This is a genomic window from Pseudomonas sp. BNK-7 (assembly GCF_048072025.1).
In the GTDB taxonomy this organism is placed as follows: domain Bacteria; phylum Pseudomonadota; class Gammaproteobacteria; order Pseudomonadales; family Pseudomonadaceae; genus Aquipseudomonas; species Aquipseudomonas danubii.
The window spans coordinates 5,832,501-5,855,152 of sequence record NZ_CP182252.1; the positions used below are offsets into that span (position 1 = coordinate 5,832,501).

The following is a 22,652-nucleotide window of genomic DNA, read 5'->3' on the forward strand; positions in this document are numbered from 1 at the left end:
TATTCCTGCACGAATACCTTTCCCTCGCGCAATGGATGGCCATCGCCTGCATCATCCTTGCTTCCGTAGGGGCAACCCTGACCATGCGCCGCGAGTCCAAACCATTAGTTGCGGTTGATTGAGATTCAACTCTGGTAATTGCCGTTCAATTAGGCCATGTTTAGTCGGCTACTCAACGTCAGCCATGGAGTTGTCAGACAGGGATATCGCAAACGCAAAAGACCATAGCTAATGCAGTCACACTCGGGCGTTAGATCCGGGGCTAGCGATAAGGACGGGGATGAAACGATTTTTGATAATGTTGGCCGTACTTGCCATTGCAGGCTGCGCTGCGACCGCGAAAACTGAAGTCAAACGGGGTAAGAAAGGACTCCACATCAACTGCTCGGGTTTGTCTTCTTCTTGGGACAAGTGCTACACCAAGGCCACCCAGTCCTGCGGCCCCAAAGGCTACAAGGTGATCGCCAAATCTGGTGATGCCGTGGAGGACCCGGGGGATTACCCCTTCGGCCTGAACCCAGCCGGTTACACCAGCCGCAGCATGATCATCATCTGCAAATAGTGGCACCGTTCAATCTTCGGGCAGCCCTTCCAGCTGCCCAATGATCTGTTCATGGCTCGACGCCAGCACCTGCTGCTGGATACTCGGGCTCACCAGCATTCGCGCCACCACCAACGCGCCGACACACTGCGACAGAATCGACCAGGCCAGGCTCTCGCTACCTAAAGTCTGCGCCCAAGCCTGATGCAAACGGCAGATCCAGTCTTGCGCCTCCTGTCGGACTTCGACACTGCCCCGAGCAATCTCCGCACCCAATGCTGGCAACGCACAGCCCGCTCCCGGCTGCTGCAGATGCGCCACACTCAAATACTGCTTCAGACAGCGCCGCAGCTTTGCCTGATTCTGCCGCCCCTCCCCGCCCAGGCGCTCCAGGCTCTGGCTCAACTCGCGCTCGACGATGGAACCGAACAACTCGTCCTTGGACGTGAAGTGCGTATAAAAAGCCCCGCCACTGAGGCCGATGGCCTTCATCAACGCATCTACACCGACAGTAGAAAAACCGTTGTTCTTGGCCTGGGTGGCACTGCTCCGCAGTAGGCGTTCACGGGTTTCCTGCTTATGGCCGACTGAATAACGCATTCCTGATGGACTCCCCTGCTCGCTTGACGACAGAAAAATCATAGCATAACGTTCGTTTGGTTAACGATCGTTTACCCAATAGCGAGCCTCCCATGACTACAGCCTCGAACAAGAACAAAGTCGTACTGGTGGTCGGTGCCGGTGATGCCACCGGTGGTGCCATTGCCAAGCGTTTCGCCGCAGAAGGCTTTACTGCCTGCGTGACCCGACGCAGCGCGGACAAACTGCAGCCGCTGGTGGAGGCCATCCAGCAAACCGGTAGCCAAGCCCATGGTTTTGCCTGCGATGCGCGTAAAGAAGAAGACGTGGTGGCACTGATCGAACAAATCGAAACCCAGATCGGTCCGATCGAAGCCTTCGTCTTCAACATCGGCGCCAACGTGCCCTGCAGCATCCTTGAGGAAACCGCACGCAAATACTTCAAGATCTGGGAGATGGCCTGTTTTTCGGGCTTCCTCAATGCCCGCGAGGTGGCCAAGCGCATGGTCACCCGCAAGCGCGGCACCATCCTGTTCACCGGCGCTACCGCCGGGGTCCGCGGCGCTGCGGGCTTTGCCGCCTTTGCCGGCGCCAAGCACGGTATCCGCGCCCTGGCCCAGAGCATGGCCCGGGAGCTGGGGCCCTTGAACATCCACGTCGGCCACATCATCGTCGACGGCGCCATCGACACCGACTTCATCCGCACCAGCTTTCCCGAGAAATATGCCCTCAAGGATCAGGACGGCATCCTCAACCCCGAGCATATCGCCGAGAACTACTGGTACCTGCACAGCCAGCCCCGTGATGCCTGGACCTTCGAACTGGACCTGCGTCCCTGGAACGAACGCTGGTAATCCCCTTCCATAACAACAATCAGGGAATCTGCATCATGAATAAAAAGGTGGAGTTCTTCTTCGACCTGGGCAGCCCGACTTCATACCTGGCCTACACCCAACTGCCGAAGATCTGTGCCCAGACCGGCAGCCAACTGGTGTACCAACCCATGCTGCTGGGCGGCGTCTTCAAGACCACCGGCAACGCATCCCCCATCAGCGTCCCCGCCAAAGGCCGCTACATGCTGCAGGACCTGGCGCGCTTCGCCCAGCGCTATCAGGTGGAGCTCAATTTCAACCCGCACTTCCCCATCAACACCCTGCTGCTGATGCGCGCCACGACCGGAGTGCAGATGCATTTACCGGAACGCTTCATCGATTTCATCGACTGCCTGTTCCGCGCACTCTGGGTCGACAAACGCAACCTCAACGACGCCGCCAGCGTCGCCCAGGTCCTGGAACAAGGCGGTTTCGACCCACAGCAGATCCTCGACCTGAGCAATGCCGAGGACGTCAAGACCGCTCTCAGGAACAACACCGAACAGGCCTTGCAGCGGGGAGTATTCGGTGCTCCCAGCATGTTCGTGGGTGAGGAATTGTTTTTCGGTCAGGATCGGCTCGACTTCGTCCGGGAAGCCTTGAGCAAGTGACCACCAGCATCTGCGGCGACGCTTGAGTCGCCGCAGCCACCTCACCCGCGTTGCGCGGGTGAGGCCTTGCATCAGATCGCCGCAGTGCGCGCCTGCAACCACTCCAGCGCCGCCCCTTGCAACAGCGGACTAAGGCGCCGGCGAACATCACCGTGATAAGCGTTGAGCCACTCGCGCTCATCCTGAGTCAGCAACGACGGTTCCAGGCAACGGCTGTCGATCGGGCACAACGTCAGGGTTTCAAACTTCAGGAACTCACCAAACTCGGTCGTACCTGCCTCACGGTTCAAGACCAGATTCTCGATCCGCACCCCCCAACGCCCGGGACGATAAGTCCCCGGTTCGATGGAAGTAATCATCCCCGGCTGCATCGCGGTTTGCGGCGCCGGTGCGGCCTGATAGGCAATCACCTGCGGCCCCTCATGCACATTCAGGAAGTAGCCGACACCATGCCCGGTGCCATGTCCGTAATCCACGCCTTCGGCCCAGATCGGCGCACGAGCGATGGCATCCAGCAGCGGCGAAAGAATGCCCCGAGGGAACTGCGCCCGGGACAAGGCGATAACCCCCTTGAGCACTCGGGTGCAATCGCGCTTCTGCTCGGCACTTGGTGTACCGATCGGCACCATGCGGGTGATATCGGTGGTGCCGCCCAGGTACTGGCCGCCGGAGTCGATCAGCAACAGGCCATCGCCCTCGATCACCGCGTGTTCTTCAGGCGTGGCGTGGTAATGAGGCATCGCCCCATTGGCATTGAATGCGGCAATGGTATTGAAACTCAGGGAGACATAACCCGGACGCCGCTCACGGGCGGCGGTCAGGTGTTCATCAATGGTCAGCTCGGTGACTCGTTCACGCCCCAGGGCACTCTCCAACCAGGCGAAGAACTCACAGAGGGCCGCGCCGTCCTGCTCCATGGCCTGACGAATGTGCTCGGCGTCCGCCAGGCTCTTGCGCGACTTGGACAAGGTAGTGGGATTGAGCCCTTCCAGCAGCTTCACCCCGGGAAGCAGATTGTCCAGCAGGCCGCTGGTGACCCGTGCCGGATCAATCTGCAAGGTCGCGTCTTCAGGCACTGCGCGCAGCGCCGCCGCCACTTCCGAATAGTCCCGCAGGCTCACGCCATCCGCCTCCAGCACCCCACGCAGCGGGTCATCGACCTTGCTCAAGGCCACGAACAAAGTGGCCTGCTGCTGGCTGATCAAGGCGAAGGACACAAACACCGGGTTGAACGAAACGTCCGCCCCCCGCAGGTTGAACAGCCAGGCGATATCGTCGAGGGTGGCGATGAAATGCCAATCCGCGCCACGCTCCTTCAGGGTTTCCCGCAGCTTGCCGAGCTTCTCCACCCGGCTCTGCGTCGCCTGCGGCGGCACGTGTTGATACACCGGCTGATCCGGCAACGCGGGACGATCACTCCACACTTCCTGAAGCAGATCGATGTCGGTCCGCAGACGGGCTCCGCGCTCCTGCAACTTGGCGCTCAGGGTGCGGGCCGAGGCCACAGCCATCACCGCGCCATCTACCGCCACCACCGCGCCTTGCGGAGTCTGCTCCGCCAGCCAGTCCAGGGGGCCAGGCTGGCCCGGCTGCAACTTCACCAGTTCGATACCACTGCCCTTGAGCTCCTTGCTGGCCTGTTCCCAGTAACGGCTGTCGGCCCAGACCCCGGCAAAATCCGCGGTCACGATCAGCGTGCCCACCGAGCCATGGAAGCCCGACAGCCACTGGCGCCCCTGCCAGTAACCCGGCAGGTATTCCGACAGATGCGGGTCGGCCGACGGCACCAACAAGGCATGAATGCCCTCGCGGCTCATCAACTGACGGACGTGCGCCAAGCGCTGGGGGACCACTCCCTGGGTCGAAGGCTGGGTACTCATTGTGTCTCCTTAACCGGCTTATTCATTGTTATGGAAGATCGAGATCACTCGACCTTCAAGACTGGGCTCCGGCCCAGAACGCCGGAGCAGTGGCGCATGACGCCTTGATCAATTGTGCGGCGCGATCCACATCCTCCTCGGTGGTAAAACGCCCGAGGCTCAAGCGAATGGTGCGACTGGCCTGCAATGCATCGTGCCCCAATGCCAGCAGCACATGGGAAGGCGCATTGCTTGCCGAATTGCAGGCCGAGGTCGCGGAAAACGCCAGGGACGCACTCAGAGCTGCCGAATCGAAGCCCCCCTCGCTGAAAGTCAGGCTCAAGGTATGGGGAATGCGCTGGCTGACACTGCCATTCAAGCGCAGGCCGGCAATGCCCGCCAGTTGCTCCAGCAGTCGCTGGCGCAGACGGACGATGGCCGCGGTTTCTTCCTCGAACAACTCACCCGCCAGGGCAAAGGCCGCGCCCATGGCGGCGATCTGATGGGTGGCCAGGGTCCCGGAACGCAATCCGCCTTCGTGACCGCCGCCATGAATCTGCGCCAGCAGCCGCTGCTGCGCCCGCGGCCCGACATACAGCGCGCCGATGCCCTTGGGGCCATACAATTTGTGCGCGGAGAACGACATCAGGTCCACCGGCCAGTGCCCAAGATCAATCGCCACCTTGCCGGCACCCTGGGCCGCATCCACATGCAGCAGCGCACCTCGCTCACGCACCACCTGACCAATCGCCGGGATGTCGTTGAGGGTGCCCAGTTCGTTGTTGACCAGCATCAACGACACCAGAAAAGTGTCGTCGCGCAAGGCTTCACTGACCGCCTGGGCGGTGATCAACCCGTCGGCGTCGGGCACCAGATAGGTCACCGCCACGCCGGCTTCCTGCAACTGGCGGGCGGTGTCGAGCACCGCCTTGTGTTCGATCTGGCTGGTGATGATGTGCCCACCGCTCAGGCCCCGAGCCTGCATCACGCCCTTGAGCGCCAGGTTGTTGGATTCGGTGGCGCCGGAAGTCCAGACGATCTGCTCCGGCTGCGCCCCCACCAACTGTGCGACTTGCTGCCGGGCGCGCTCGACACTGCGCCGCGCCTCCTGGCCAAAAGCATGGGAACTGGACGCCGGGTTGCCGAAATTGGCGTTGAAACCCAGACATTCCAGCATGACCTGGATGACCCGCTCATCCACCGGCGTGGTGGCGGCGTAGTCGAAATAAAGAGGACGTTTGTTCATGACTGAAGACCCGCAGAGCTTGTTCCAGGATCGGCATTGGCTCAGAGAAGATGATGCACAAGCGCGCCGTACAAGAACGGCGCGTCAACAGCGGGCACTGAGCAATACGCGATCGGATGCAGTTAAAGAAGAACACCTTCGTTTAAAAGTGCGTAGGAACGCTCCTGGGACGCAGCTTAACAGGCTCGGGGCAACGCGTTGAAGCGCCGCTTAACTGATGTTTTCCAGCAGCAAGGGCGCCAGGGAAATCACCAGCAATCCGGCCATTCCCAGATTGAACAGGCGCAGCCAGCGAGGGTTGCGCAGCACATTGCGCAGCAAGCTGCCGCACGCGGCCCAGAGGCTGACCGTAGGGGCGTTGATCAAAGCGAACACCGCCGCGATCACCAGCACATTGGTGAAATAACCCTGTAGCGGGGTGTAAGTGCTGATGGCCCCCACCGCCATCACCCAGGCCTTGGGATTGACCCACTGGAACGCCGCAGCCCCCCAATACCCCAAAGGTTGCCCCTGGCCCTGCTGCTCCTCGGACATGGGCCCGGAACGGGCGATCTTCCACGCCAGGTACAGCAGGTACGCCGCTCCGACATATCGCAGCACGCTGTACAGCAACGGATAGGCCTCGAACACCGCCCCCAGGCCCAGGCCAACCGCCAGCACCAGAACGAAAAAACCGCAGCTGATGCCCAGGATATGAGGAATGGAACGGTTGAAGCCGAAGTTCACCCCCGAGGCCAGCAACATGGTGTTGTTAGGGCCGGGCGTGATGGAAGTGACCAGGGCAAACAGGGCGAACGCCAACAGCAGGTCAACGGAAAGGGTCATGAATGCAAGGTCCTGGGCAAGGGCGATCAGGCCTCGACCCTAACTCAGGGCCTGCCTGAAACCCACGGACAGTTACGCAAAACTTCGACCCGTACAGTTCTCTTCAACTGGCCGGATGGTGTCGACTGATATTGCGCTGGGCGCTCATCTCGCCCTGGTGATCGAACGCCGCAGGACGGCCAAGCAGCTCGGCCTTTTTCTGCTGGTACTCATCGAACGACAAGCCGCGGCGATTCAAGGCTTCCAGCGCCAGTTCGCGGGTTTCCTCGGCCGTGTAGGGACGCAGCTCTGGAGTGCCCGGGCTGGCGCAGCCGGCCAGCACGCTAAAAACCAACATCGACAGAACAACGGAGGAAGCCTTCATGGCGAGCACCAGGAGCGGGTTGAGAACAATGAACAAAGGCTACTCCCGCACCGGCACTGGCAAAAATCATCCAGCTCGATAGTCGCTATTGACCGTTCCAAGGCCTTGGCAGTCACCCCTTATATTCCATAAAGACCTATAAATATGGAAACAAGCTCTTTTGAGGAATAACAGCAAGCCTTTATAACAGCTGCATTGCGTTGCCCAACTGTTGCCCTGGCAACTGTTCATCCGGCAACAGTCGATCAACAAAACAGTGCCTGCGCAACAGCAGCCAATCCGCACCGGATCGCCGGAAAGCCCCGTAATACAAGGCTTTAACGGGTTGGTACAGCTCTTGCTCCCGATCCAGGACACCTGCCATTGCTCGTAGAGCCACTGTTTAAAAAGGAACCGATCATGTCCCGTCCCTTGAACGTCGTTGCCCTCTCCGGTGGAACCTGGCGCCCGTCCCGCACCCTGGTGCTGACCCAGGCCCTGCTGGACGAACTGTCCGGGCACCTGCCGATCAACAGCCACCTCATCGAACTGGGCGATATTGCCCGTCCGCTAGGCGCAGCCCTGTCGCGCCAGGAACTGCCCGCCGAGGTCGAGGCCGAGCTCCAGGCCATCGAAAACGCCGACCTGTTGATCGTTGCCGCCCCGGTCTATCGCGGCTCCTACCCTGGCCTGCTCAAGCACCTGTTCGACCTCATCGACCTGAACGCCTTGATCGATACCCCGGTGCTGCTGGCCGCCACCGGAGGCAGCGAGCGCCACGCCCTAGTGCTGGATCACCAGTTGCGTCCGCTGTTCAGTTTCTTCCAGGCCCTGACCCTGCCGATCGGCGTGTACGCCACCGAAGCCGACTTCAGCCATTACCAGATCACCAGCGAACTGTTGAAAGCCCGCATCCAGCTGGCCGCCGAACGGGCTGCGCCGCTGTTTGGCGCTCACCCGAAAAACCTGCTGAAAATCGCTTAAGGACCTGTCATGGATGTGTTCTGGTTTCTTCCGACCCACGGCGACGGCCACTTTCTGGGCACTGCCCAGGGCGCCCGCCCGGTCACCCTCAACTACCTCAAGCAAGTGGCCCAGGCTGCGGACAGCCTGGGCTATCACGGCGTGCTGATTCCCACCGGACGCTCCTGCGAAGACTCCTGGGTCATCGCCTCGGCCCTGGTGCCCCTGACCGAGCGCCTGCGCTATCTGGTGGCGATTCGCCCGGGGATCATCTCCCCCACTGTTTCCGCGCGCATGGCCGCCACCCTGGACCGGCTGTCCAACGGCCGCCTGCTGATCAATGTGGTCACCGGTGGCGACCCGGACGAGAACCGTGGCGACGGTAGCTTCCTCAGCCACAGCGAACGCTACGAAGTGACTGACGAATTCCTGCAGATCTGGCGCCGGGTGCTGCAAGGCGAAGCCGTGGACTTCGAGGGCAAGCACCTGCATGTGCAGAACGCCAAGGCCCTGTATCCACCGGTGCAGAAACCCTATCCCCCGCTGTACTTCGGCGGCTCCTCCGAGGCCGCCCACGAATTGGCTGCCGATCAGGTGGACGTGTACCTGACCTGGGGCGAGCCTCCGGCGGCGGTAGCCCAAAAGCTGGCCGACGTGCGCGAACGCGCTGCACGCAAGGGCCGCACGGTGAAGTTCGGCATTCGCTTGCACGTGATCGTTCGCGAAACCGAGGATGAAGCCTGGAAAGCTGCGGACAAGCTGATCGAACACATCAGTGACGACACCATCGCCGCCGCCCAGCAATCCTTCGCGCGCTTTGACTCCGAAGGTCAGCGGCGCATGGCCGCCTTGCACGGCGGTCGCCGCGATCAGTTGCAGATCGCGCCCAACCTCTGGGCCGGGGTCGGCCTGGTGCGTGGTGGCGCCGGCACCGCCCTGGTGGGCAACCCGCAACAAGTGGCCGAGCGCATCAAGGAATACGCCGACCTGGGGATCGAGAGCTTCATCTTCTCCGGCTATCCGCACCTGGAAGAGGCCTACCGCTTCGCCGAACTGGTGTTCCCACTGCTGCCGGAACCCTATGCCAGCCTGGCCGGCCGCGGCGTGACCAACCTGACCGGGCCGTTCGGCGAAATGATCGCCAATGACGTGTTGCCCAACAGCCGCTGAAATCCCCAAAGCTGTTGTAGGAGCCGGCTTGCCGGCGAAGGCGATCTTCCGGCCCTCTTCGCTGGCAAGCCAGCTCCTGCAGCTCGCAGTACCTTTTCCCGGCCGCCGCAACGGCCACCCACGAGGAACACCGCGTGACTGCCAAACCGCAAAGCGCCCTGTTGTCCCCCTTGCAGACCGCTCGCCAACTGGCCGCCGAGTTTGCCCTCACCGCCGTCGAACGCGATGAACGTGGCGGCACCCCCAAAGCCGAGCGTGATGCCCTGCGCCACAGTGGCCTGCTGGCCCTGAGCATCCCCACCCAGTTCGGCGGGCTCGGCGCGCCCTGGAGCGAAACCCTGAACATCGTCCGCGAGTTCGCTCGGGTCGACAGCTCCATCGCCCACGTCTTCGGCTTCCATCACCTGATGCTGGCCACCGTGCGCCTGTTCGCCAAGCCCGAACAATGGCAACCCTGGTTCGAACAGACCGCGCGCAAGAACTGGTTCTGGGGCAACGCCCTCAACCCGTTGGACACCCGCACCCTGGTCAAGAACCTCGGCGGCTGGCGCGAGTTCTCCGGCAAGAAGAGCTTCTGCTCCGGGGCCAGCGATTCGGAAATGCTCATCGCCTCGGCAGTGGATGAGAGCAACGGCGGCAAATTGCTGATCGCCGCCATCCCCAGCGGCCGCAGCGGCATCACCCTGCACAACGACTGGAACAACATGGGCCAGCGCCAGACCGACAGCGGCAGCGCCACCTTTGAACGGGTCAGGGTGGAAGAGTCGGAACTGCTGCTGGACCCGGGCCCGCTGAGCACCCCGTTCGCCTGCCTGCGCCCGCTGATCGCTCAGCTGACCTTTACCCACATGTTCCTCGGCATCGCCGAAGGCGCCTTCGAGGAAGCCCGGCAATACACCCTGAGCGAGACCCGGGTCTGGCATAAGTCCAGCGCCCAGGACGTGCGCCAGGACCCTTACATCCTCAGCCACTACGGCGAGTTTTGGGTGGCCCTTGAAGGCATCCGCCTGCTGGTGGAGCGGGCCGCCGGGCTGCTGGACCAGGCCTGGGCCAAAGGCCCGAACCTCAGTGCCGAGGAGCGCGGGCACCTGGCCACGGCGATCGCCACCGCCAAGGTCGCCGCCAGCCGCCAGGGCCTGGACCTGTGCAGCCGGCTGTTCGAAGTCACCGGCGCACGCTCGACCCACGCCTCCCTGCGCCTGGACCGCCATTGGCGCAACCTGCGCACCCAGACCCTGCACGACCCGCTGGATTACAAGCTTCACGAGCTGGGTGACTGGGCACTGAACCAGTCCCTGCCGACCCCGACTTTTTATTCCTAGCCCTATTGTTCACGGAGAGTGCCGATGCAGCTGCTGACCCTACCCCCTTCGCCCGCCCTGGCGACCTCGATCCGCGCCACCGCCCAGGTGTTCGAGGACCCGAAATCCCAGGCCCTGCTGGCGCACCTGCAACAGGTGGCACCCAGTGAAGCCAGCGTGCTGATCATCGGTGAAACCGGGACCGGCAAGGAGCTGGTGGCACGCCATATCCACAACCTCAGCGCCCGGCGCAACCGGCCGTTCGTGGCGGTGAACTGCGGAGCCTTCTCCGAATCCCTGGTGGAGGCCGAACTGTTCGGCCATGAAAAAGGCGCCTTCACCGGCGCCCTCAGCGCCAAGGCCGGCTGGTTCGAAGAGGCCGACGGCGGCACACTGTTCCTCGACGAGATCGGCGATTTGCCCATGGCCATCCAGGTCAAGCTGCTGCGGGTGCTGCAGGAGCGCGAAGTGGTGCGCCTGGGCTCGCGCAAAAGCATCCCCATCGATGTGCGGGTCCTGGCCGCCACCAACGTGCAACTGGAAAAGGCCATCAACGCCGGGCACTTTCGCGAGGACCTGTATTACCGCCTGGACGTGGTCAGCCTGGAACTGAGCCCGCTGCGCGAGCGCCCCGGCGACATCCTGCCCCTGACCCGGCACTTCATCGAGGCCTACAGCCAGCGCCTGGGCTACGGCAGCATCAGCATCAGCAAAGAGGCCGAATACAAACTCAAGAGCTACAGCTGGCCGGGCAACATCCGCGAACTGGAAAACGTCATCCACCACACCCTGCTGATCTGCCGCGACGGCGTGATCGAGCGCGATGACCTGCGCCTGTCGAACATGCGCATCGAGCGTGCCGACGACAGCCATCCCAGCCACGACGACTCAGCCGAAGCGCTGCTGGACCGCGCCTTCCAGAAACTCTTCGCCGAACAGGCCGGCGCCTTGCATGAAAAGGTCGAGGACGCCCTGCTGCGGGCGGCCTATCGCTTCAGCCACTACAACCAGGTGCACACCGCCAACCTGTTGGGCCTGAGCCGCAACGTCACCCGCACCCGGCTGATCAAGATCGGCGAACTGGCGGTCAACAAGCGGCGCCCGGTGGACGCCCACAGCGAACGCACCCTGCAGTTGTCGATCTAGAGCAGTTTGCAGTGCAAGGCATTGTCCTGGCTGCGGGCAATACTGCTCAGCACCTGGAACGAACCGAAGGTCACGGTCTTGGCCTGATGGGTCAGGATCAACTGCCAGAAATCCTGCTCGCCGCTCTCGAAACGCTCGAAGGCCGCCTCGCCGGCTTCCCGGGATTGCCATTGCAGGTAATTGAGCACCCGCCGACCGTCGTCGCTGGCCTGCACACTGGCACTGAGAAAGCCGCCATAGCCCTGGGCCAGACGCTCGGTCTGCAAGGACAAGGCCGACACCAGAGCCTCCTGCTGGTGCGGTTCGATCTCGAACTCGATCAACTGGGTGAAACTGCGGTTTCTCTCAAATGCGGTCATGAACGGCTCCTTACAGCGGTCGGACAGAATCTTGCGATTGAATGCGCTGCAGGGTAAAACCTCTAGTTAAGTCAAGGTCAAGCCTGTTTTTCATCCTGGTGCCCTTTAATGATCGAACCCGACGCCCTCCACAAAGAACTGACGGTGGGCCAGCTCTCGGCCCGCAGCGGCGTGGCCGTGACCGCGCTGCACTTCTACGAAAGCAAAGGACTGATCAAGAGCAACCGCAACGCCGGCAACCAGCGGCGCTATCCGCGCTCGGTGCTGCGTCGAGTGTCCTTGATCAAGGTGGCCCAGCGCCTGGGCATTCCCCTGGCAGAGATCGGCCAGGCCCTGGCGACCCTGCCCGCCGACCGCGCGCCCACTGCCGCGGACTGGCAGCGTCTGTCGGAACAGTGGAGCCGCGAACTGGACGAACGCATCCGCCAACTGAGCCTGCTGCGCGAGCGGCTGAACCAGTGCATTGGTTGCGGCTGCCTGTCCCTGGAAGGGTGTCCGTTGCGCAACCACGGAGATGCCCTGGGAGACGCCGGCCCGGGCGCCCGCCTGCTGGAGCCCGACGCCACCATCGACACCCCGTAGCCGGCCTCCCTCCAAGGAGCCGGCTTGCCGGCGAAGGCGGATTCACGGGCCTCTTGGCTGGCAAGCCAGCTCCACAAGGGGGAGCAGGTGCTCAGAAGCCGGGGGCAATCTGGCCTTTGTAGCGGGTCAGGATGAATTGGCGCACAGCGTCGGAGTTCAGCGCCTTGGCCAGTTTCTGAACCCGCGGGTCGTTGCGGTTGTCCGGGCGGGCCACCAGGAACTCGATGTACAGGTCCTTGCCCTTCTCTACGATCAAGGCGCTGTTGGTGTCGATCCCGGCTTCCAGGGCGTAGTTGGCGAATACGAACGCCAGGTCCACCTGGCTCACCGAGCGAGCCAGCAAGGCGCCTTCCAGTTCACGGATCTTCAGGTGCTTGGGGTTGTCGACGATGTCTCGCGGGGTGGCCTGGGTGTTGCTCGGGTCCTTGAGCTTGATCAGCCCCGCCTCATGCAGCAGCACCAGGGCACGACCGGTGTTCACCGGGTCGTTGGGAATCGACACCGTGGCGCCGTCCTTGAGCTCGGCAATGTGCTTGATCCTGGTGGAATAGGCACCGAAGGGCTCGATGTGCACCCCCACCACCGGCACCAGGTCGGTGTGCCGGGTCTTGTTGAAGTCGTCGAGGAACGGCCGGTACTGGTAGTAGTTGGCGTCGAGGTTCTTCAACGCCAATTGCTGGTTGGGCTGGATGAAGTCGGTGAAGACCTTGATGTCCAGGTCCACACCCTCCCTGGCCAACTCGGGTTTGACGAATTCGAGAATCTCGGCGTGGGGCACCGGGGTGGCGCCCACCACCAGTTTCTCGTTGGCATGCACGCTCAAGGACAGCACAGCGGCCAACATGGCCAGGGTCTTTTTCATGGAGTTGCTCCTAAGGCAGATACGGAGAGCCGTCGTGGGGCGCACGTGAGGCCGGTTTTTTTCAGGTAGTGAATACGTCGGGTCAACGTCGGCTGTAGCGCGCCACCAGGCGGTCGCCGGTCATCTGCAGGGCCTGCACCAGCACCAGCAGCAGGACCACGGTGACCAGCATCACGTCGGTCTGGAAACGCTGGTAGCCGTAGCGAATCGCCAGGTCCCCCAGCCCGCCAGCGCCGATCACCCCGGCCATGGCGGTGTAGTCCACCAGCACGATGGCGGTCACCGTGACCGCTGCCAGCAGGCCGCCTCGGGCTTCGGGCAACAACGTGTGGCGGATGATCTGCCAGGTGCTGCCGCCCATGGCCTGGGTCGCCTCCACCACTCCACGGTCCACCTCCCTCAGGGCGGTTTCCACCAGCCGGGCAAAGAACGGTGTACAGCCCACCACCAGCGGCGGGATGGTGCCCGGCACCCCGAGGGAGGTGCCCACCAGCAAGGTGGTCAGGGGAATCAGCACGATCAGCAGGATGATGAAGGGCAACGAACGCAGCACGTTGACCAGCACCGACAGCACTCGATAGATGCCCTGGGCTTCATGCAACTGGCGCTTGCTGGTGAGAAACAGCAGCACCCCCAGCGGCAGCCCCAATAGCACGGTAAAGCCCAGGGCCGCACCGAGCATGCTCAGGGTGTCGAGACAGGCTTGGGCGATATCGGCCCAATAAATGTTCTTGAACCACTCGGCCATGGCATCAGGACCAATCGTGGCGCGGTGGCTTGATGTCGTTGAGCAGCCAGTTGCCCACCACGTGGTACTTCCAGCGCACCGGGTCGTGCAGGGTGTGCACCCGGGCATTGCGCCAGTGGCGGTCGAAGTTGTGGCGCTTGAGGGTCGAGCGGGTGCCACCCAACTCGAACAGCTTGTTGCTGGCCTCGATGGCGATCTCGGTGGTCAGCACCTTGGCCTTGGCCACCGCCAGGGAAGCCCGGGCGACACTGTTTTCATCAGGTGCCGGACGCGCCGCATCCAGGGCCAGGCCGGCCCGCTCCAGCAGGGCTTCGGCGGCCTCCAGGCGGATCTCCAGGGCCCCCACCTGGATGATGGTCAGTGGATCTTCACTGGCCTTTTCCACCCCGGCGTCGATCCACGGCCGGGCGTGCTGACGAACAAAGGCGACGGTGTCCCGTAGCGCCGCCCGGGCGATGCCGGCGTCGATGGCCGCCGTGGTCAGCTGGGCGAAGGGCCCGGCCAGGGTCGGGCTTTCATAGGAGCGATAGGTGGGGAACAGGTTGAAGGCCGGCACCAGCAGGTTTTGCGCCAGCACCGTGCCGCTGGACGTGGTGCGCTGGCCGATGCTGTCCCAGTCATCGATCACCACCAGCCCTTCGCTGCCCCGGGGCACAAAGGCCAGTTGCCCGCGGCCCTGCTCGTCCAGGGCCAGCACCGCCAGCCAGTGGGCGTACAGCGAACCGGTGCAGTAACCCTTGCGGCCGTTGATCACATAACCCTCACCTGAGCGACGGATGCTGGCCTGAATGTCCTGAACGTTCTTGCCGCCGGTTTCCGACAGCGCATTGGCAAAACGGTGGCCTTGCAGGGCCAGGGCGAAAAAGTGCGCCTGCTGCTCCGGGGTGCCTTGCAGGCGGATGTCTTCCAGCAGGCAGTAGTGATTCTGCGGGATCTGCCCCAGGGACGGATCGGCGGCGGAAATGATGGCGATCACCTCGGCCAGCACCGCGTAGGACACCTGGGCACCGCCATATTCCCGGGGCACGCTGATGCCCCACAGGCCACTGTTGGAATACAGGTCGACCACCTGCGACGGCACCTCACGAGTGCGGTCGCGCTCGGCGTCCTGCTCCAGCAGGACGGCAGCCACGCGCCGGGCCACGATCAACGCTTCGGCGCCATCGCGGATCACATGGGCGGCCGGGGTATGCAGGGGATAAACGGCAGATTCAGGCAATGAAGGCATACAGCGCTCTCGGGCGAATGAAGGTTCCACCCCGCCATTGCAGCTTCTGTGCCGAAAGATCAGCCCCGTGAATTCAAGGGCTTACAGCCCGTTCCTGGCGGTTGCCCAGCGGGCCGCCAGACAAATTGCTGGAGGGCTGTTGTTGGGCCAACAGTGAGTCGCTGTTGCCTGGACGACACCTCGTCAGCCCACACCGGCACCGAAGGTTCCCGGGTATAGAGTGAACGCTGCTCGATCCAGCGACGGACCCGTTTCCAACAACATCAAGGAGAAACCCAGATGAGCGTCAAACCCATTCCCGAAGGCTTCAACGGCGTCACTCCCTACTTGGGCATCAAGCGCGCCGCCGAGGCCATCGAGTTCTACAAGCAGGCCTTCGGCGCGGTGGAAACCATGCGCCTGGAGATGCCCGACGGCAGCGTGGGCCATGCCGAACTGCGCATCGGCGGCTCGGCCATCATGCTCGGCAGCCCCTGTGAAGAAACCCCGATGGAAAGCCCGGACAGCCACAAGACGTCGGTTGGACTGCATCTGTATGTGGAAGATGTCGATCGTAGCTTCGCCCGGGCATTGGCCGTCGGCGGCACCGAGGTGTCGGCGCTCAAGGACCAGTTTTACGGCGACCGCAGCGGCAGCCTGCGTGACCCGTTCGGCCATGTGTGGTTCCTGGCCAGCCGCAAGGAAGACCTGAGTACCGAGGAAATCAGCCGGCGGGCGCAGGAAATGTTCCAGCAACAACCCCATTGACCCGCCCTGGCGCCCAAGACCCTAGGAGCGGCTTGCCGGCGAAGGTGATCTCAGGCTCCCCTTCGCTGGCCAGCCAGCGCCTACACCGATCAGCCGCCCCTGATGCACAAACCCAAAGCCCAGGAAAAAACCCATTTTTACGGGGCTTCCCTGGCTTCGTAACATTTACTTTCATATCGCCTTTCAGGATTTACGATTCTCATTCGTCTTAATTAGATGCAGCAGGCCGCGTTGGCCAAGGCTATGCCCGGCACCTTTGCGCCGGGCTCGGCCCAGGGTTCCAGTGCCGCTCCATTCCTCGAATCAAGACGCCCACTCCATGTCGAAGAAGTCCCGTTCAAAAATCTGGTTTCTGGTGCACAGCTGGCTGGCCCTGCCCATCTGGTTCTTCGTGCTGATCGTCTGTGTCACCGGCACCCTGGCGGTGGTCAGCCAGGAGATCGTATGGCTGGCCAATCCGGATATCCGAGCCAGTAAACCCAGCGATGATGCCCAGCCGCTTAATTACGACCAGATCGTGGCGGCCATCAAGCAGGCCGACCCCAGCACCCGCATCGATACCATCGTGACCCCGGACGAAAGCCATTTCGCCCTGAGCGTCAGCGTCAGCTACCCGGACGGCCGGTCCCCAACGCTGTACGTCAACCCCTACACCGGGGCGATCCAGGGCACCAGCCCAGTGTTCGACTTCCAGGGCTTCACCCGGGCCCTGCATGGCTGGTGGCTGGTGCCCTTCACCAACGGCTACAGCTGGGGTTGGTACCTGGTGTCGTTCCTCGGCCTGCCGCTGCTGATTTCGTTGATCACCGGGCTGGTGGTCTACAAGAAGTTCTGGAAGGGCTTTCTCAAGCCGACCCTGCGCCTGCGCCATGGGGCACGGATCTTCTGGGGCGACTTCCACCGCCTGAGCGGCATCTGGTCCATCTGGTTTATCACGGTGATCTCGATCACCGGCATCTGGTTCCTGATCGAGGCCGTGCTCGCCGACAACCACATCAGCATTTCCAGCCAACCCATTGTTCCGGTCATCGCCCGGGAGCAGGTGCCGACCACCACCGATGGCAGCCCCGCGCCGATGATCGGCCTGGACCAGGCCATCGGCATCGCCACCCAGAAGATCCCCGGTTTCGACATCAGCTTCGTCAGCCTGCCAAGCAATGCCTACAGCCACCTGTACGTAGGCGGTCGTGGCTGGTACCCGCTGATGTACCAGACCGCCAACATCAACCCCTACACCGGCTCCCTGGACACCTCTCACCTGCTGGGGGACCGCAACACCCTGGAGTTCGTCACCGAGTCCATGCGCCCGCTGCACACCGGAGATTTTGGCGGGATCTGGGTCAAGCTGATCTGGTTCTTCTTCGGCCTGGTGCTGAGCATGATGGTCCTCAGCGGGCTGTTGATCTGGACCAAGCGCACCGCCCTGGCCACCGCCAACGCCCTCAAGCGTGAGGAGAAGGCCGCCCGGGCGCGTCCCGCGAGCAAACCCGTGCCGACGCCCACCCCGGCCATGAGCATCGAAACTTCGGAGAGCCACCCGTGAGCCAGACCCACAGCGCAACCGCGCCTTCGCAGCTGAGCCGGCTTTGGCATAAATGGCGCTTTCACCTGAACATCCTGCTGTTGCTGATCCCCCTGGGCTTCATGCCCAAGTACCTCGCCGATGCCTCGTTGTTTCGCGGCGACAGCGGCCTGGGGGAACGGGAGATCGGTGAAATCCAGGTCGGCCCCTGGAGCCTGCGTCTGGCCGAGATGCGCAACGAAGCGCCCCGCAGCGATGGCCCCGCCGGCTACCTGAAAAGCTTCAACGCTGCCCTGTGCCAGGCCTGCATCGAACCGGTCAAGGCGACCTACCTGCGCATCGGCAAACCTCGCAGCCTGCGGGCCGCCGGGGTGATCTTCTTCGGCAGCCCGTACCGCATGGGGGCCAGCCTGCCGATTCCGGAAAAGACCAAAGCCGACGCTGAGCTGTGGATCACCCTGGAAGGCTGGGACGGCAGCATGCACCAGGCATCCATTCCCCTGAGCCAGGCGTCCCCCGCCACCGTGGCCTGGCTCGAAAAACAAGGAGGCAAATGATGATTCGCGCAGTATCCACCCGGCGCCTCGGCGCCGCTGCCCTGTTGCTGCTGGGCGCAGCCTTCAGCCACAGCGCCCTGGCCCACAACCCGATGTGCGAATGCAAGGCCATCGACGCCGAGCAGATCCGCTGCACCGGCGGTTTTTCCGACGGCAGCGGCGCGCCGGGAGTGACCCTGGACGTGATCGGCTACGACGAAACCATCCTCGTGCCGGGCAAGCTCGGCAGCGATTCGACCCTGACCTTCAAGAAGCCTTCCAGCGAGTTCTACGTGCTGTTCGATGCAGGCCCCGGCCACGTGGTCGAGATCGACCAAGCGGATATCGAGACCCCATGACTCCTGCCACCACCCAGGTCGTGCGCCCCGCCGGCGCCGGTCACGAAACCCTCTACGTCCTGTTGCTGTGCCTGCTGATTCTGTGTGTCGCCGGCAGCGTGGTGCTGTGGCGCGGCGAAACAGTCGAAACCGCCAGCGTCGCCAGCCACCAGCTCGACGCCCGCCGCGATCTGAGCGCCGGCGAACAGGGCATCTACGCCGACCTGCGAGTGACCCTCGACGAGATCCATCTGCTGCAGGCCGAAAGCCAGACGCTGCCGAGCCCGGAGCAACTGGCCGAGGAAGGCTTCGCCCCCTTCGCCCAGGACGCCAGCTCGGTGAGTCGCGGCGGCCATGCCTGGCAATTGCAGGACCAGGTCTACCTGGGCCTGAGCCAGAACCCGCAAGTGGCCGGCTCCTTCCTGATGCGCCTGGACACCGAGAATCAGGCCAAGGTGGACATCTGGCTCAACCGCGCCCCATCCGTCGCCGTGCCGGTCGATCTCAGCGACGCGACGCTGGCCGCCGCCGGCTGGCAACAGGTGGTCGCGCAATTCGATGCCGGGGTGACTCGCCAGCATCGTCACTGATCTTTTTGCATTCACCCGAGAGAAGAACGCTAGCCATGCCCATTTCATCGCAACGCCGCCCATTCCTGCGGGTGCTGCTGGTCAGCCTGCTGGCCCTGGTGCTCAGCCCCCTGGTCAGCGCCGACCCGGCCAAGCGCCTGCGCATCGGTATCACCCTGCACCCTTATTACAGCTACGTAGCGAACATTGTCGGCGACAAGGCCGAGGTGGTGCCGCTGATTCCCGCCGGCTTCAACCCCCACGCCTACGAGCCCCGGGCCGAGGACATCAAGCGCATCGGCAGCCTGGACGTGATCGTGCTCAACGGCGTGGGCCACGATGACTTCGCCGACCGCATGATCGCCGCCAGCGAGCGCCCGGACATCCCGGTGATCGAAGCCAACGAGAACGTGCCGCTGCTGGCCGCCACCGGCGTCGCCGCCCGGGGCGCCGGCAAAGTGGTCAACCCGCACACCTTCCTGTCCATCAGCGCCTCCATCGCCCAGGTCAACAACATCGCCCGGGAGCTGGGCAAGATGGACCCGGCCAACGCCAAGACCTACACCCAGAACGCCCGGGCCTACGGCAAGCGCCTGCGGCAGATGCGCGCCGACGCCCTGGCCAAGCTGACCCAGGCGCCCAACGCCGACCTGCGGGTGGCCACGGTACACGCGGCCTACGACTACCTGCTGCGTGAGTTCGGCCTGCAAGTCACCGCGGTGGTGGAACCGGCCCACGGCATCGAGCCCAGCCCCAGCCAGTTGAAGAAGACCATCGACCAACTGCGGGAACTGGACGTCAAGGTGATCTTCTCGGAGATGGACTTCCCCTCCACCTACGTCGAGACCATCCAGCGCGAATCCGGGGTCAAGCTCTACCCTCTGTCGCACATTTCCTACGGCGACTACAGCGCCGACAAATACGAGAAGGAAATGAAAGGCAACCTCGACACCGTGGTCCGGGCCATCCAGGAGGCCGGGGCATGACCGCCATCGAAACCCTGCTGCGCGGCCCTGCCATCGAGTTCGACCAGGTCAGCCTGACCCTGGGCCGCACCACCATCCTCGACCGCGTGACCTTCCAGGTGCAGCCCGGCAGCGTGCACGCACTGGTGGGGCCCAACGGCGGCGGCAAGAGTTCGCTGATCAAGACCCTGCTGGGGCAGATGCCGCACCAGGGCCAACTGCGCCTGCAATGGCCCGGCGCCCCCGGCACCATCGGCTACGTGCCCCAGGCCCTGGAGTTCGACCGTGGCCTGCCGATGACCGTGGACGATTTCATGGCCGCCATGTGCCAGCGGCGCCCGGCCTTCCTTGGCCTGAGCCGGCATTACGCCCAGGCGATTGGCGAAGCCCTGGAACGGGTCGGCATGCAGGACAAGCGCAAACGGCGCATGGGCGCCCTGTCCGGGGGTGAACGCCAGCGCGTGCTGCTGGCCCAGGGGCTGATCCCGGCCCCGCAACTGCTGGTGCTGGACGAACCGATGTCGGCCCTGGACGAAGCCGGGATCCAGGTCTTCGAACGCCTGCTCCACGATTGGCGCCAGAGCGGCATCACCCTGCTGTGGATCGAGCACGACCTTGAGGCGGTGGGTCGCCTGGCGGACCGAGTCACCGGCCTCAACCGCCGGGTGCTGTTCGACGGTCCGGCGCAACAGACCCTGACCCCGGAGCGCCTGCTCAGTCTGTTCTCCACCCATCCACGAGCCGGCGCTGCCGTTGTCTGAGGAGTACCGCCTGATGACTTATGAAACTTTTCGCCTGATGGTCCAGGGCTGGGCCTCGGCCGGCTACCTGCCCGAAGCCCTGGCCTACGGCTTTGTGGTCAATGCGCTGCTGGCCGGCCTGCTGATCGGCCCGGTGCTCGGCGGCCTGGGCACGCTGGTGGTGGTCAAGCGCTTCGCCTTCTTCTCTGAAGCCGTGGGCCATGCGGCGCTGACCGGTGTGGCCATCGGTATCCTGCTGGGCGAACCCTACACCGGCCCCTACGGCAGCCTGTTCGGCTATTGCCTGCTGTTCGGCATCCTCCTCAACTACCTGCGCAACCGCACCGGGCTGGCTCCGGACACCCTGATCGGGGTGTTCCTCTCGGTGTCCCTGGCCCTGGGCGCCAGCCTGCTGCTGATCCTGGCCGGCAAGATCAACGTGCACATCCTGGAAAACGTGCTGTTCGGCTCGGTGCTCACGGTCAACGGCAACGACCTCTTGGTGCTGTTGATCGTCGGCGCCCTGGTGCTGGGCCTGAGCCTGCCGCTGTACAACCGCATCATGCTGGCCAGCTTCAACCCGCAGCTGGCGGCCGTGCGCGGAGTGGCGGTGAAGACCCTGGACTACCTGTTCGTGATCCTGGTGACCCTGATCACCGTGGCGGCGGTCAAGGTCATCGGCGCGATCCTGGTGGGCGCGCTGCTGGTGATTCCGGCCGCTGCCGCCCGCCTGCTCAGCCAGTCGCTCAAGGGCTTCTTCTGGATCTCGGTGAGCATCGCCACCGTCAGCACCCTGTGCGGCATCTTGCTGCCGATCATCTTCGACCTGCCGGTGCCCTCCGGCGCGGCCATCATCCTGGTGGCCGGCGTGGCCTTCGCCCTGTCCGCCATCGCCCGCGGCACCGTCCCCAGCCTGAAAGGGAATATCGGATAAATGCACAGTTCACTGCGTCACTTGTCACTGCCTCAACTGAGCCTGGCCCTGATCCTCGGCGGCCTGATCAGCAGCCCGGCCCTGGCCGAGCGCGACCACTTCGAACCGATGCGCGTGGTGGCCAGCCACGGCATGGGCAATACCGCGCTGCACAGCGCCGCCTCGCAAAAACCGCTGACGGTGCTGGCCTCGCTGCCAGTGACCTTCGGCCTGGGGCAGATCCTGCTGCAGGGCACCCACGTCAAGTTGGAACGGGCGGCCCCGGCCAATCTTCCCGGCTCGCGGCAGACCGCCTATTTCACCGGGCGCGGTGCCCCGGCCCTGAGCAAGCTGGCGCTGGATGCCGACGCGGTGATCGGTCTGCGCTCGATCTGGCCGGACGACCCGCTGTACCCCAACGCCCGGCGCAGCAACATCCGCATCGTCGAGATCGATGCCGCCCGCCCGGTGGATGGCGCCCTGCCCGGGGTGGCCCTGCAACCGGGCCAGCGCGACGGGCTCAACGCCCAGCCCTGGCTGTCCAGCAACAACCTGGGGCGCATGGCGGATGTGCTCGCCGCCGACCTGGCACGCCTGACCCCCGAAGCCAAGCCGCAGATCGAGCGCAACCTGGCGGGAATCAAACAACGCCTGCTCAAACTCAGCGCCGACAGCGAAGCGCGCCTGGCCGAGGCCGACAACCTCAGCGTGCTGAGCCTCTCCGAGCACTTTGGCTATCTGGTCAGCGGCCTGAACCTGGAGCTGGTGGAAGTCGACGCCCGCGCCGACAACGAATGGACGCCCGAAGCCTTGCAGAAGCTGCAAGCCCGGCTCAAGGACAACGACGTGGCCCTGGTCCTGCACCACCGCCAGCCGTCCGAGGCACTGAAAGCCGCCATCAGCGCCGGTGGCAGCCAGTTGCTGGTCCTTGAAACCGACGGCGCCGACCCACTCGACGAACTGGAAGGCAACCTGCAGAAAGTCACCCAGGCCCTGGCCTTGTAGCCGCTGCCGCAGGCTGCGAACGGCCTGGGCGGCACTCCGACGCAGGGACGCGGTGTTCGACAGACAATCGCCAAGCAAGGTC

27 protein-coding genes (1 of these 27 only partly in view) are annotated in these 22,652 nt (G+C 63.7%); 18 read left to right on the plus strand and 9 right to left on the minus strand.

The features are described from left to right. Together rhtA and ACMGF8_RS26155 are read left to right on the plus strand one after the other, a co-directional pair. Positions 1–122 carry the end of a threonine/homoserine exporter RhtA gene (gene rhtA / locus ACMGF8_RS26150; RefSeq protein ID WP_102860986.1) on the plus strand. 766 nt of this gene lie to the left of the window's left edge, so 122 of the gene's 888 nt are visible here — the last part of the coding sequence; the start codon falls outside the window, past its left edge; it ends in the stop codon at positions 120–122. Between the two features lie 158 nt (positions 123–280). Continuing rightward, positions 281–562 (plus strand): hypothetical protein, encoded by a 282-nt coding sequence (locus tag ACMGF8_RS26155; RefSeq protein WP_102880366.1) that lies wholly within the window; start codon positions 281–283, stop codon positions 560–562. Between the two features lie 9 nt (positions 563–571). Here ACMGF8_RS26155 and ACMGF8_RS26160 read toward each other — a convergent pair whose 3' ends face one another. Further along, entirely contained in the window at positions 572–1,141 is a 570-nt protein-coding gene (locus ACMGF8_RS26160) for a TetR/AcrR family transcriptional regulator (protein ID WP_115580594.1), read from the minus strand. Positions 1,142–1,233: 92 nt separating this feature from the next. Here ACMGF8_RS26160 and ACMGF8_RS26165 point away from each other — a divergent pair, with 92 nt between their 5' ends. Both ACMGF8_RS26165 and ACMGF8_RS26170 read left to right on the plus strand, forming a co-directional pair. Continuing rightward, on the plus strand, positions 1,234–1,974 hold the full coding sequence (locus tag ACMGF8_RS26165; protein WP_102860983.1) for an SDR family oxidoreductase: 741 nt from the start codon (positions 1,234–1,236) through the stop codon (positions 1,972–1,974). Positions 1,975–2,009: 35 nt separating this feature from the next. Further along, entirely contained in the window at positions 2,010–2,603 is a 594-nt protein-coding gene (locus ACMGF8_RS26170; protein WP_102860982.1) for a 2-hydroxychromene-2-carboxylate isomerase, read from the plus strand. Between the two features lie 71 nt (positions 2,604–2,674). Here ACMGF8_RS26170 and ACMGF8_RS26175 read toward each other — a convergent pair whose 3' ends face one another. The 4 genes from ACMGF8_RS26175 to ACMGF8_RS26190 form a co-directional block, all read right to left on the minus strand. Beyond that, positions 2,675–4,483, minus strand: a complete 1,809-nt coding sequence (locus tag ACMGF8_RS26175; RefSeq protein WP_102860981.1) for an aminopeptidase P family protein — start codon at positions 4,481–4,483, stop codon at positions 2,675–2,677. A gap of 55 nt (positions 4,484–4,538) precedes the next feature. Next, positions 4,539–5,708, minus strand: a complete 1,170-nt coding sequence (locus tag ACMGF8_RS26180; protein ID WP_102860980.1) for a cysteine desulfurase family protein — start codon at positions 5,706–5,708, stop codon at positions 4,539–4,541. Between the two features lie 210 nt (positions 5,709–5,918). Continuing rightward, positions 5,919–6,533 (minus strand): LysE family translocator, encoded by a 615-nt coding sequence (locus ACMGF8_RS26185; protein WP_102860979.1) that lies wholly within the window; start codon positions 6,531–6,533, stop codon positions 5,919–5,921. 103 nt (positions 6,534–6,636) lie between these two features. Further along, positions 6,637–6,897: a hypothetical protein gene (locus ACMGF8_RS26190; protein WP_102861010.1), complete on the minus strand. Its 261-nt coding sequence runs from the start codon at positions 6,895–6,897 to the stop codon at positions 6,637–6,639. A 399-nt stretch (positions 6,898–7,296) separates the two neighbouring features. Here ACMGF8_RS26190 and msuE point away from each other — a divergent pair, with 399 nt between their 5' ends. The 4 genes from msuE (at position 7,297) to ACMGF8_RS26210 (ending at position 11,456) form a co-directional block, all read left to right on the plus strand. Beyond that, complete coding sequence (msuE, locus tag ACMGF8_RS26195) at positions 7,297–7,860, plus strand: FMN reductase (RefSeq protein ID WP_102860977.1); 564 nt, start codon at positions 7,297–7,299, stop codon at positions 7,858–7,860. 9 nt (positions 7,861–7,869) lie between these two features. After that, a complete protein-coding gene (ssuD, locus tag ACMGF8_RS26200; protein WP_102880373.1) occupies positions 7,870–9,009 on the plus strand; it encodes an FMNH2-dependent alkanesulfonate monooxygenase in 1,140 nt (379 codons plus the stop codon). 134 nt (positions 9,010–9,143) lie between these two features. After that, positions 9,144–10,331 carry an acyl-CoA dehydrogenase family protein gene (locus ACMGF8_RS26205; RefSeq protein WP_110597227.1) on the plus strand — a complete coding sequence of 396 codons (1,188 nt, stop codon included), beginning with the start codon at positions 9,144–9,146 and terminating at the stop codon, positions 10,329–10,331. 24 nt (positions 10,332–10,355) lie between these two features. Then, entirely contained in the window at positions 10,356–11,456 is a 1,101-nt protein-coding gene (locus tag ACMGF8_RS26210; protein WP_305948747.1) for a sigma-54 interaction domain-containing protein, read from the plus strand. Here the strand turns inward: ACMGF8_RS26210 and ACMGF8_RS26215 are convergent. Then, positions 11,453–11,815 carry an antibiotic biosynthesis monooxygenase gene (locus tag ACMGF8_RS26215; RefSeq protein WP_102860973.1) on the minus strand — a complete coding sequence of 121 codons (363 nt, stop codon included), beginning with the start codon at positions 11,813–11,815 and terminating at the stop codon, positions 11,453–11,455. The two genes, ACMGF8_RS26210 and ACMGF8_RS26215, sit on opposite strands and share 4 nt — an antisense overlap. Positions 11,816–11,923: 108 nt before the next feature. On the opposite strand from ACMGF8_RS26215, the gene soxR reads away from it, so the two are divergent. Next, a complete protein-coding gene (gene soxR / locus ACMGF8_RS26220; RefSeq protein ID WP_102860972.1) occupies positions 11,924–12,397 on the plus strand; it encodes a redox-sensitive transcriptional activator SoxR in 474 nt (157 codons plus the stop codon). A 91-nt stretch (positions 12,398–12,488) separates the two neighbouring features. Here the strand turns inward: soxR and ACMGF8_RS26225 are convergent, their stop codons facing one another. From ACMGF8_RS26225 to ACMGF8_RS26235, 3 genes are all read right to left on the minus strand, one after another. Next, complete coding sequence (locus tag ACMGF8_RS26225; RefSeq protein ID WP_115580601.1) at positions 12,489–13,259, minus strand: MetQ/NlpA family ABC transporter substrate-binding protein; 771 nt, start codon at positions 13,257–13,259, stop codon at positions 12,489–12,491. Between the two features lie 82 nt (positions 13,260–13,341). After that, positions 13,342–14,007 (minus strand): methionine ABC transporter permease, encoded by a 666-nt coding sequence (locus ACMGF8_RS26230; RefSeq protein ID WP_102860970.1) that lies wholly within the window; start codon positions 14,005–14,007, stop codon positions 13,342–13,344. 4 nt (positions 14,008–14,011) lie between these two features. Next, a complete protein-coding gene (locus ACMGF8_RS26235; protein WP_416757759.1) occupies positions 14,012–15,235 on the minus strand; it encodes an SfnB family sulfur acquisition oxidoreductase in 1,224 nt (407 codons plus the stop codon). Between the two features lie 279 nt (positions 15,236–15,514). On the opposite strand from ACMGF8_RS26235, the gene ACMGF8_RS26240 reads away from it, so the two are divergent. From ACMGF8_RS26240 to ACMGF8_RS26280, 9 genes are all read left to right on the plus strand, one after another. After that, positions 15,515–15,982, plus strand: a complete 468-nt coding sequence (locus ACMGF8_RS26240) for a VOC family protein (RefSeq protein WP_207166315.1) — start codon at positions 15,515–15,517, stop codon at positions 15,980–15,982. Between the two features lie 319 nt (positions 15,983–16,301). Further along, on the plus strand, positions 16,302–17,525 hold the full coding sequence (locus tag ACMGF8_RS26245) for a PepSY-associated TM helix domain-containing protein (RefSeq protein ID WP_060840345.1): 1,224 nt from the start codon (positions 16,302–16,304) through the stop codon (positions 17,523–17,525). Beyond that, on the plus strand, positions 17,522–18,061 hold the full coding sequence (locus ACMGF8_RS26250; RefSeq protein ID WP_060840346.1) for a hypothetical protein: 540 nt from the start codon (positions 17,522–17,524) through the stop codon (positions 18,059–18,061). The genes ACMGF8_RS26245 and ACMGF8_RS26250 overlap by 4 nt, the downstream gene beginning before the upstream one ends. Next, entirely contained in the window at positions 18,061–18,399 is a 339-nt protein-coding gene (locus ACMGF8_RS26255; protein ID WP_102860965.1) for a hypothetical protein, read from the plus strand. The genes ACMGF8_RS26250 and ACMGF8_RS26255 overlap by 1 nt, the downstream gene beginning before the upstream one ends. Beyond that, the gene (locus ACMGF8_RS26260; protein WP_416757763.1) at positions 18,396–18,968 is read left to right on the plus strand and encodes a DUF6162 family protein; all 573 of its coding nucleotides are present in this window, start codon (positions 18,396–18,398) and stop codon (positions 18,966–18,968) included. The genes ACMGF8_RS26255 and ACMGF8_RS26260 overlap by 4 nt, the downstream gene beginning before the upstream one ends. Before the next feature lie 35 nt (positions 18,969–19,003). Continuing rightward, a complete protein-coding gene (locus ACMGF8_RS26265; protein WP_102860964.1) occupies positions 19,004–19,933 on the plus strand; it encodes a metal ABC transporter substrate-binding protein in 930 nt (309 codons plus the stop codon). Continuing rightward, complete coding sequence (locus ACMGF8_RS26270) at positions 19,930–20,673, plus strand: metal ABC transporter ATP-binding protein (RefSeq protein WP_102860963.1); 744 nt, start codon at positions 19,930–19,932, stop codon at positions 20,671–20,673. Before ACMGF8_RS26265 ends, ACMGF8_RS26270 begins: the two co-directional genes overlap by 4 nt. A gap of 13 nt (positions 20,674–20,686) precedes the next feature. Continuing rightward, positions 20,687–21,586 (plus strand): metal ABC transporter permease, encoded by a 900-nt coding sequence (locus ACMGF8_RS26275; RefSeq protein WP_102860962.1) that lies wholly within the window; start codon positions 20,687–20,689, stop codon positions 21,584–21,586. Beyond that, positions 21,587–22,570, plus strand: a complete 984-nt coding sequence (locus ACMGF8_RS26280; RefSeq protein ID WP_207166320.1) for a metal ABC transporter solute-binding protein, Zn/Mn family — start codon at positions 21,587–21,589, stop codon at positions 22,568–22,570. It abuts the gene before it with no gap. Positions 22,571–22,652 lie beyond the last annotated feature (82 nt).

What these genes read in the sequence shown, in the direction of transcription:
- ACMGF8_RS26185 (WP_102860979.1), bottom strand. Translation starts at nt 6,533, where the DNA reads ATGACCCTTTCCGTTGACCTGCTGTTGGCGTTCGCCCTGTTTGCCCTG.
- msuE (WP_102860977.1), top strand. Translation starts at nt 7,297, where the DNA reads ATGTCCCGTCCCTTGAACGTCGTTGCCCTCTCCGGTGGAACCTGGCGC.
- ACMGF8_RS26165 (WP_102860983.1), top strand. Translation starts at nt 1,234, where the DNA reads ATGACTACAGCCTCGAACAAGAACAAAGTCGTACTGGTGGTCGGTGCC.
- ACMGF8_RS26160 (WP_115580594.1), bottom strand. Translation starts at nt 1,141, where the DNA reads ATGCGTTATTCAGTCGGCCATAAGCAGGAAACCCGTGAACGCCTACTG.
- ACMGF8_RS26270 (WP_102860963.1), top strand. Translation starts at nt 19,930, where the DNA reads ATGACCGCCATCGAAACCCTGCTGCGCGGCCCTGCCATCGAGTTCGAC.
- ACMGF8_RS26230 (WP_102860970.1), bottom strand. Translation starts at nt 14,007, where the DNA reads ATGGCCGAGTGGTTCAAGAACATTTATTGGGCCGATATCGCCCAAGCC.
- ACMGF8_RS26210 (WP_305948747.1), top strand. Translation starts at nt 10,356, where the DNA reads ATGCAGCTGCTGACCCTACCCCCTTCGCCCGCCCTGGCGACCTCGATC.
- ACMGF8_RS26175 (WP_102860981.1), bottom strand. Translation starts at nt 4,483, where the DNA reads ATGAGTACCCAGCCTTCGACCCAGGGAGTGGTCCCCCAGCGCTTGGCG.
- soxR (WP_102860972.1), top strand. Translation starts at nt 11,924, where the DNA reads ATGATCGAACCCGACGCCCTCCACAAAGAACTGACGGTGGGCCAGCTC.
- ACMGF8_RS26155 (WP_102880366.1), top strand. Translation starts at nt 281, where the DNA reads ATGAAACGATTTTTGATAATGTTGGCCGTACTTGCCATTGCAGGCTGC.
- ACMGF8_RS26260 (WP_416757763.1), top strand. Translation starts at nt 18,396, where the DNA reads ATGACTCCTGCCACCACCCAGGTCGTGCGCCCCGCCGGCGCCGGTCAC.
- ACMGF8_RS26170 (WP_102860982.1), top strand. Translation starts at nt 2,010, where the DNA reads ATGAATAAAAAGGTGGAGTTCTTCTTCGACCTGGGCAGCCCGACTTCA.
- ACMGF8_RS26215 (WP_102860973.1), bottom strand. Translation starts at nt 11,815, where the DNA reads ATGACCGCATTTGAGAGAAACCGCAGTTTCACCCAGTTGATCGAGTTC.
- ACMGF8_RS26280 (WP_207166320.1), top strand. Translation starts at nt 21,587, where the DNA reads ATGCACAGTTCACTGCGTCACTTGTCACTGCCTCAACTGAGCCTGGCC.
- ACMGF8_RS26225 (WP_115580601.1), bottom strand. Translation starts at nt 13,259, where the DNA reads ATGAAAAAGACCCTGGCCATGTTGGCCGCTGTGCTGTCCTTGAGCGTG.
- ACMGF8_RS26235 (WP_416757759.1), bottom strand. Translation starts at nt 15,235, where the DNA reads ATGCCTTCATTGCCTGAATCTGCCGTTTATCCCCTGCATACCCCGGCC.
- ACMGF8_RS26240 (WP_207166315.1), top strand. Translation starts at nt 15,515, where the DNA reads ATGAGCGTCAAACCCATTCCCGAAGGCTTCAACGGCGTCACTCCCTAC.
- ACMGF8_RS26180 (WP_102860980.1), bottom strand. Translation starts at nt 5,708, where the DNA reads ATGAACAAACGTCCTCTTTATTTCGACTACGCCGCCACCACGCCGGTG.
- ACMGF8_RS26265 (WP_102860964.1), top strand. Translation starts at nt 19,004, where the DNA reads ATGCCCATTTCATCGCAACGCCGCCCATTCCTGCGGGTGCTGCTGGTC.
- ACMGF8_RS26275 (WP_102860962.1), top strand. Translation starts at nt 20,687, where the DNA reads ATGACTTATGAAACTTTTCGCCTGATGGTCCAGGGCTGGGCCTCGGCC.
- ACMGF8_RS26190 (WP_102861010.1), bottom strand. Translation starts at nt 6,897, where the DNA reads ATGAAGGCTTCCTCCGTTGTTCTGTCGATGTTGGTTTTTAGCGTGCTG.
- ssuD (WP_102880373.1), top strand. Translation starts at nt 7,870, where the DNA reads ATGGATGTGTTCTGGTTTCTTCCGACCCACGGCGACGGCCACTTTCTG.
- ACMGF8_RS26245 (WP_060840345.1), top strand. Translation starts at nt 16,302, where the DNA reads ATGTCGAAGAAGTCCCGTTCAAAAATCTGGTTTCTGGTGCACAGCTGG.
- ACMGF8_RS26255 (WP_102860965.1), top strand. Translation starts at nt 18,061, where the DNA reads ATGATTCGCGCAGTATCCACCCGGCGCCTCGGCGCCGCTGCCCTGTTG.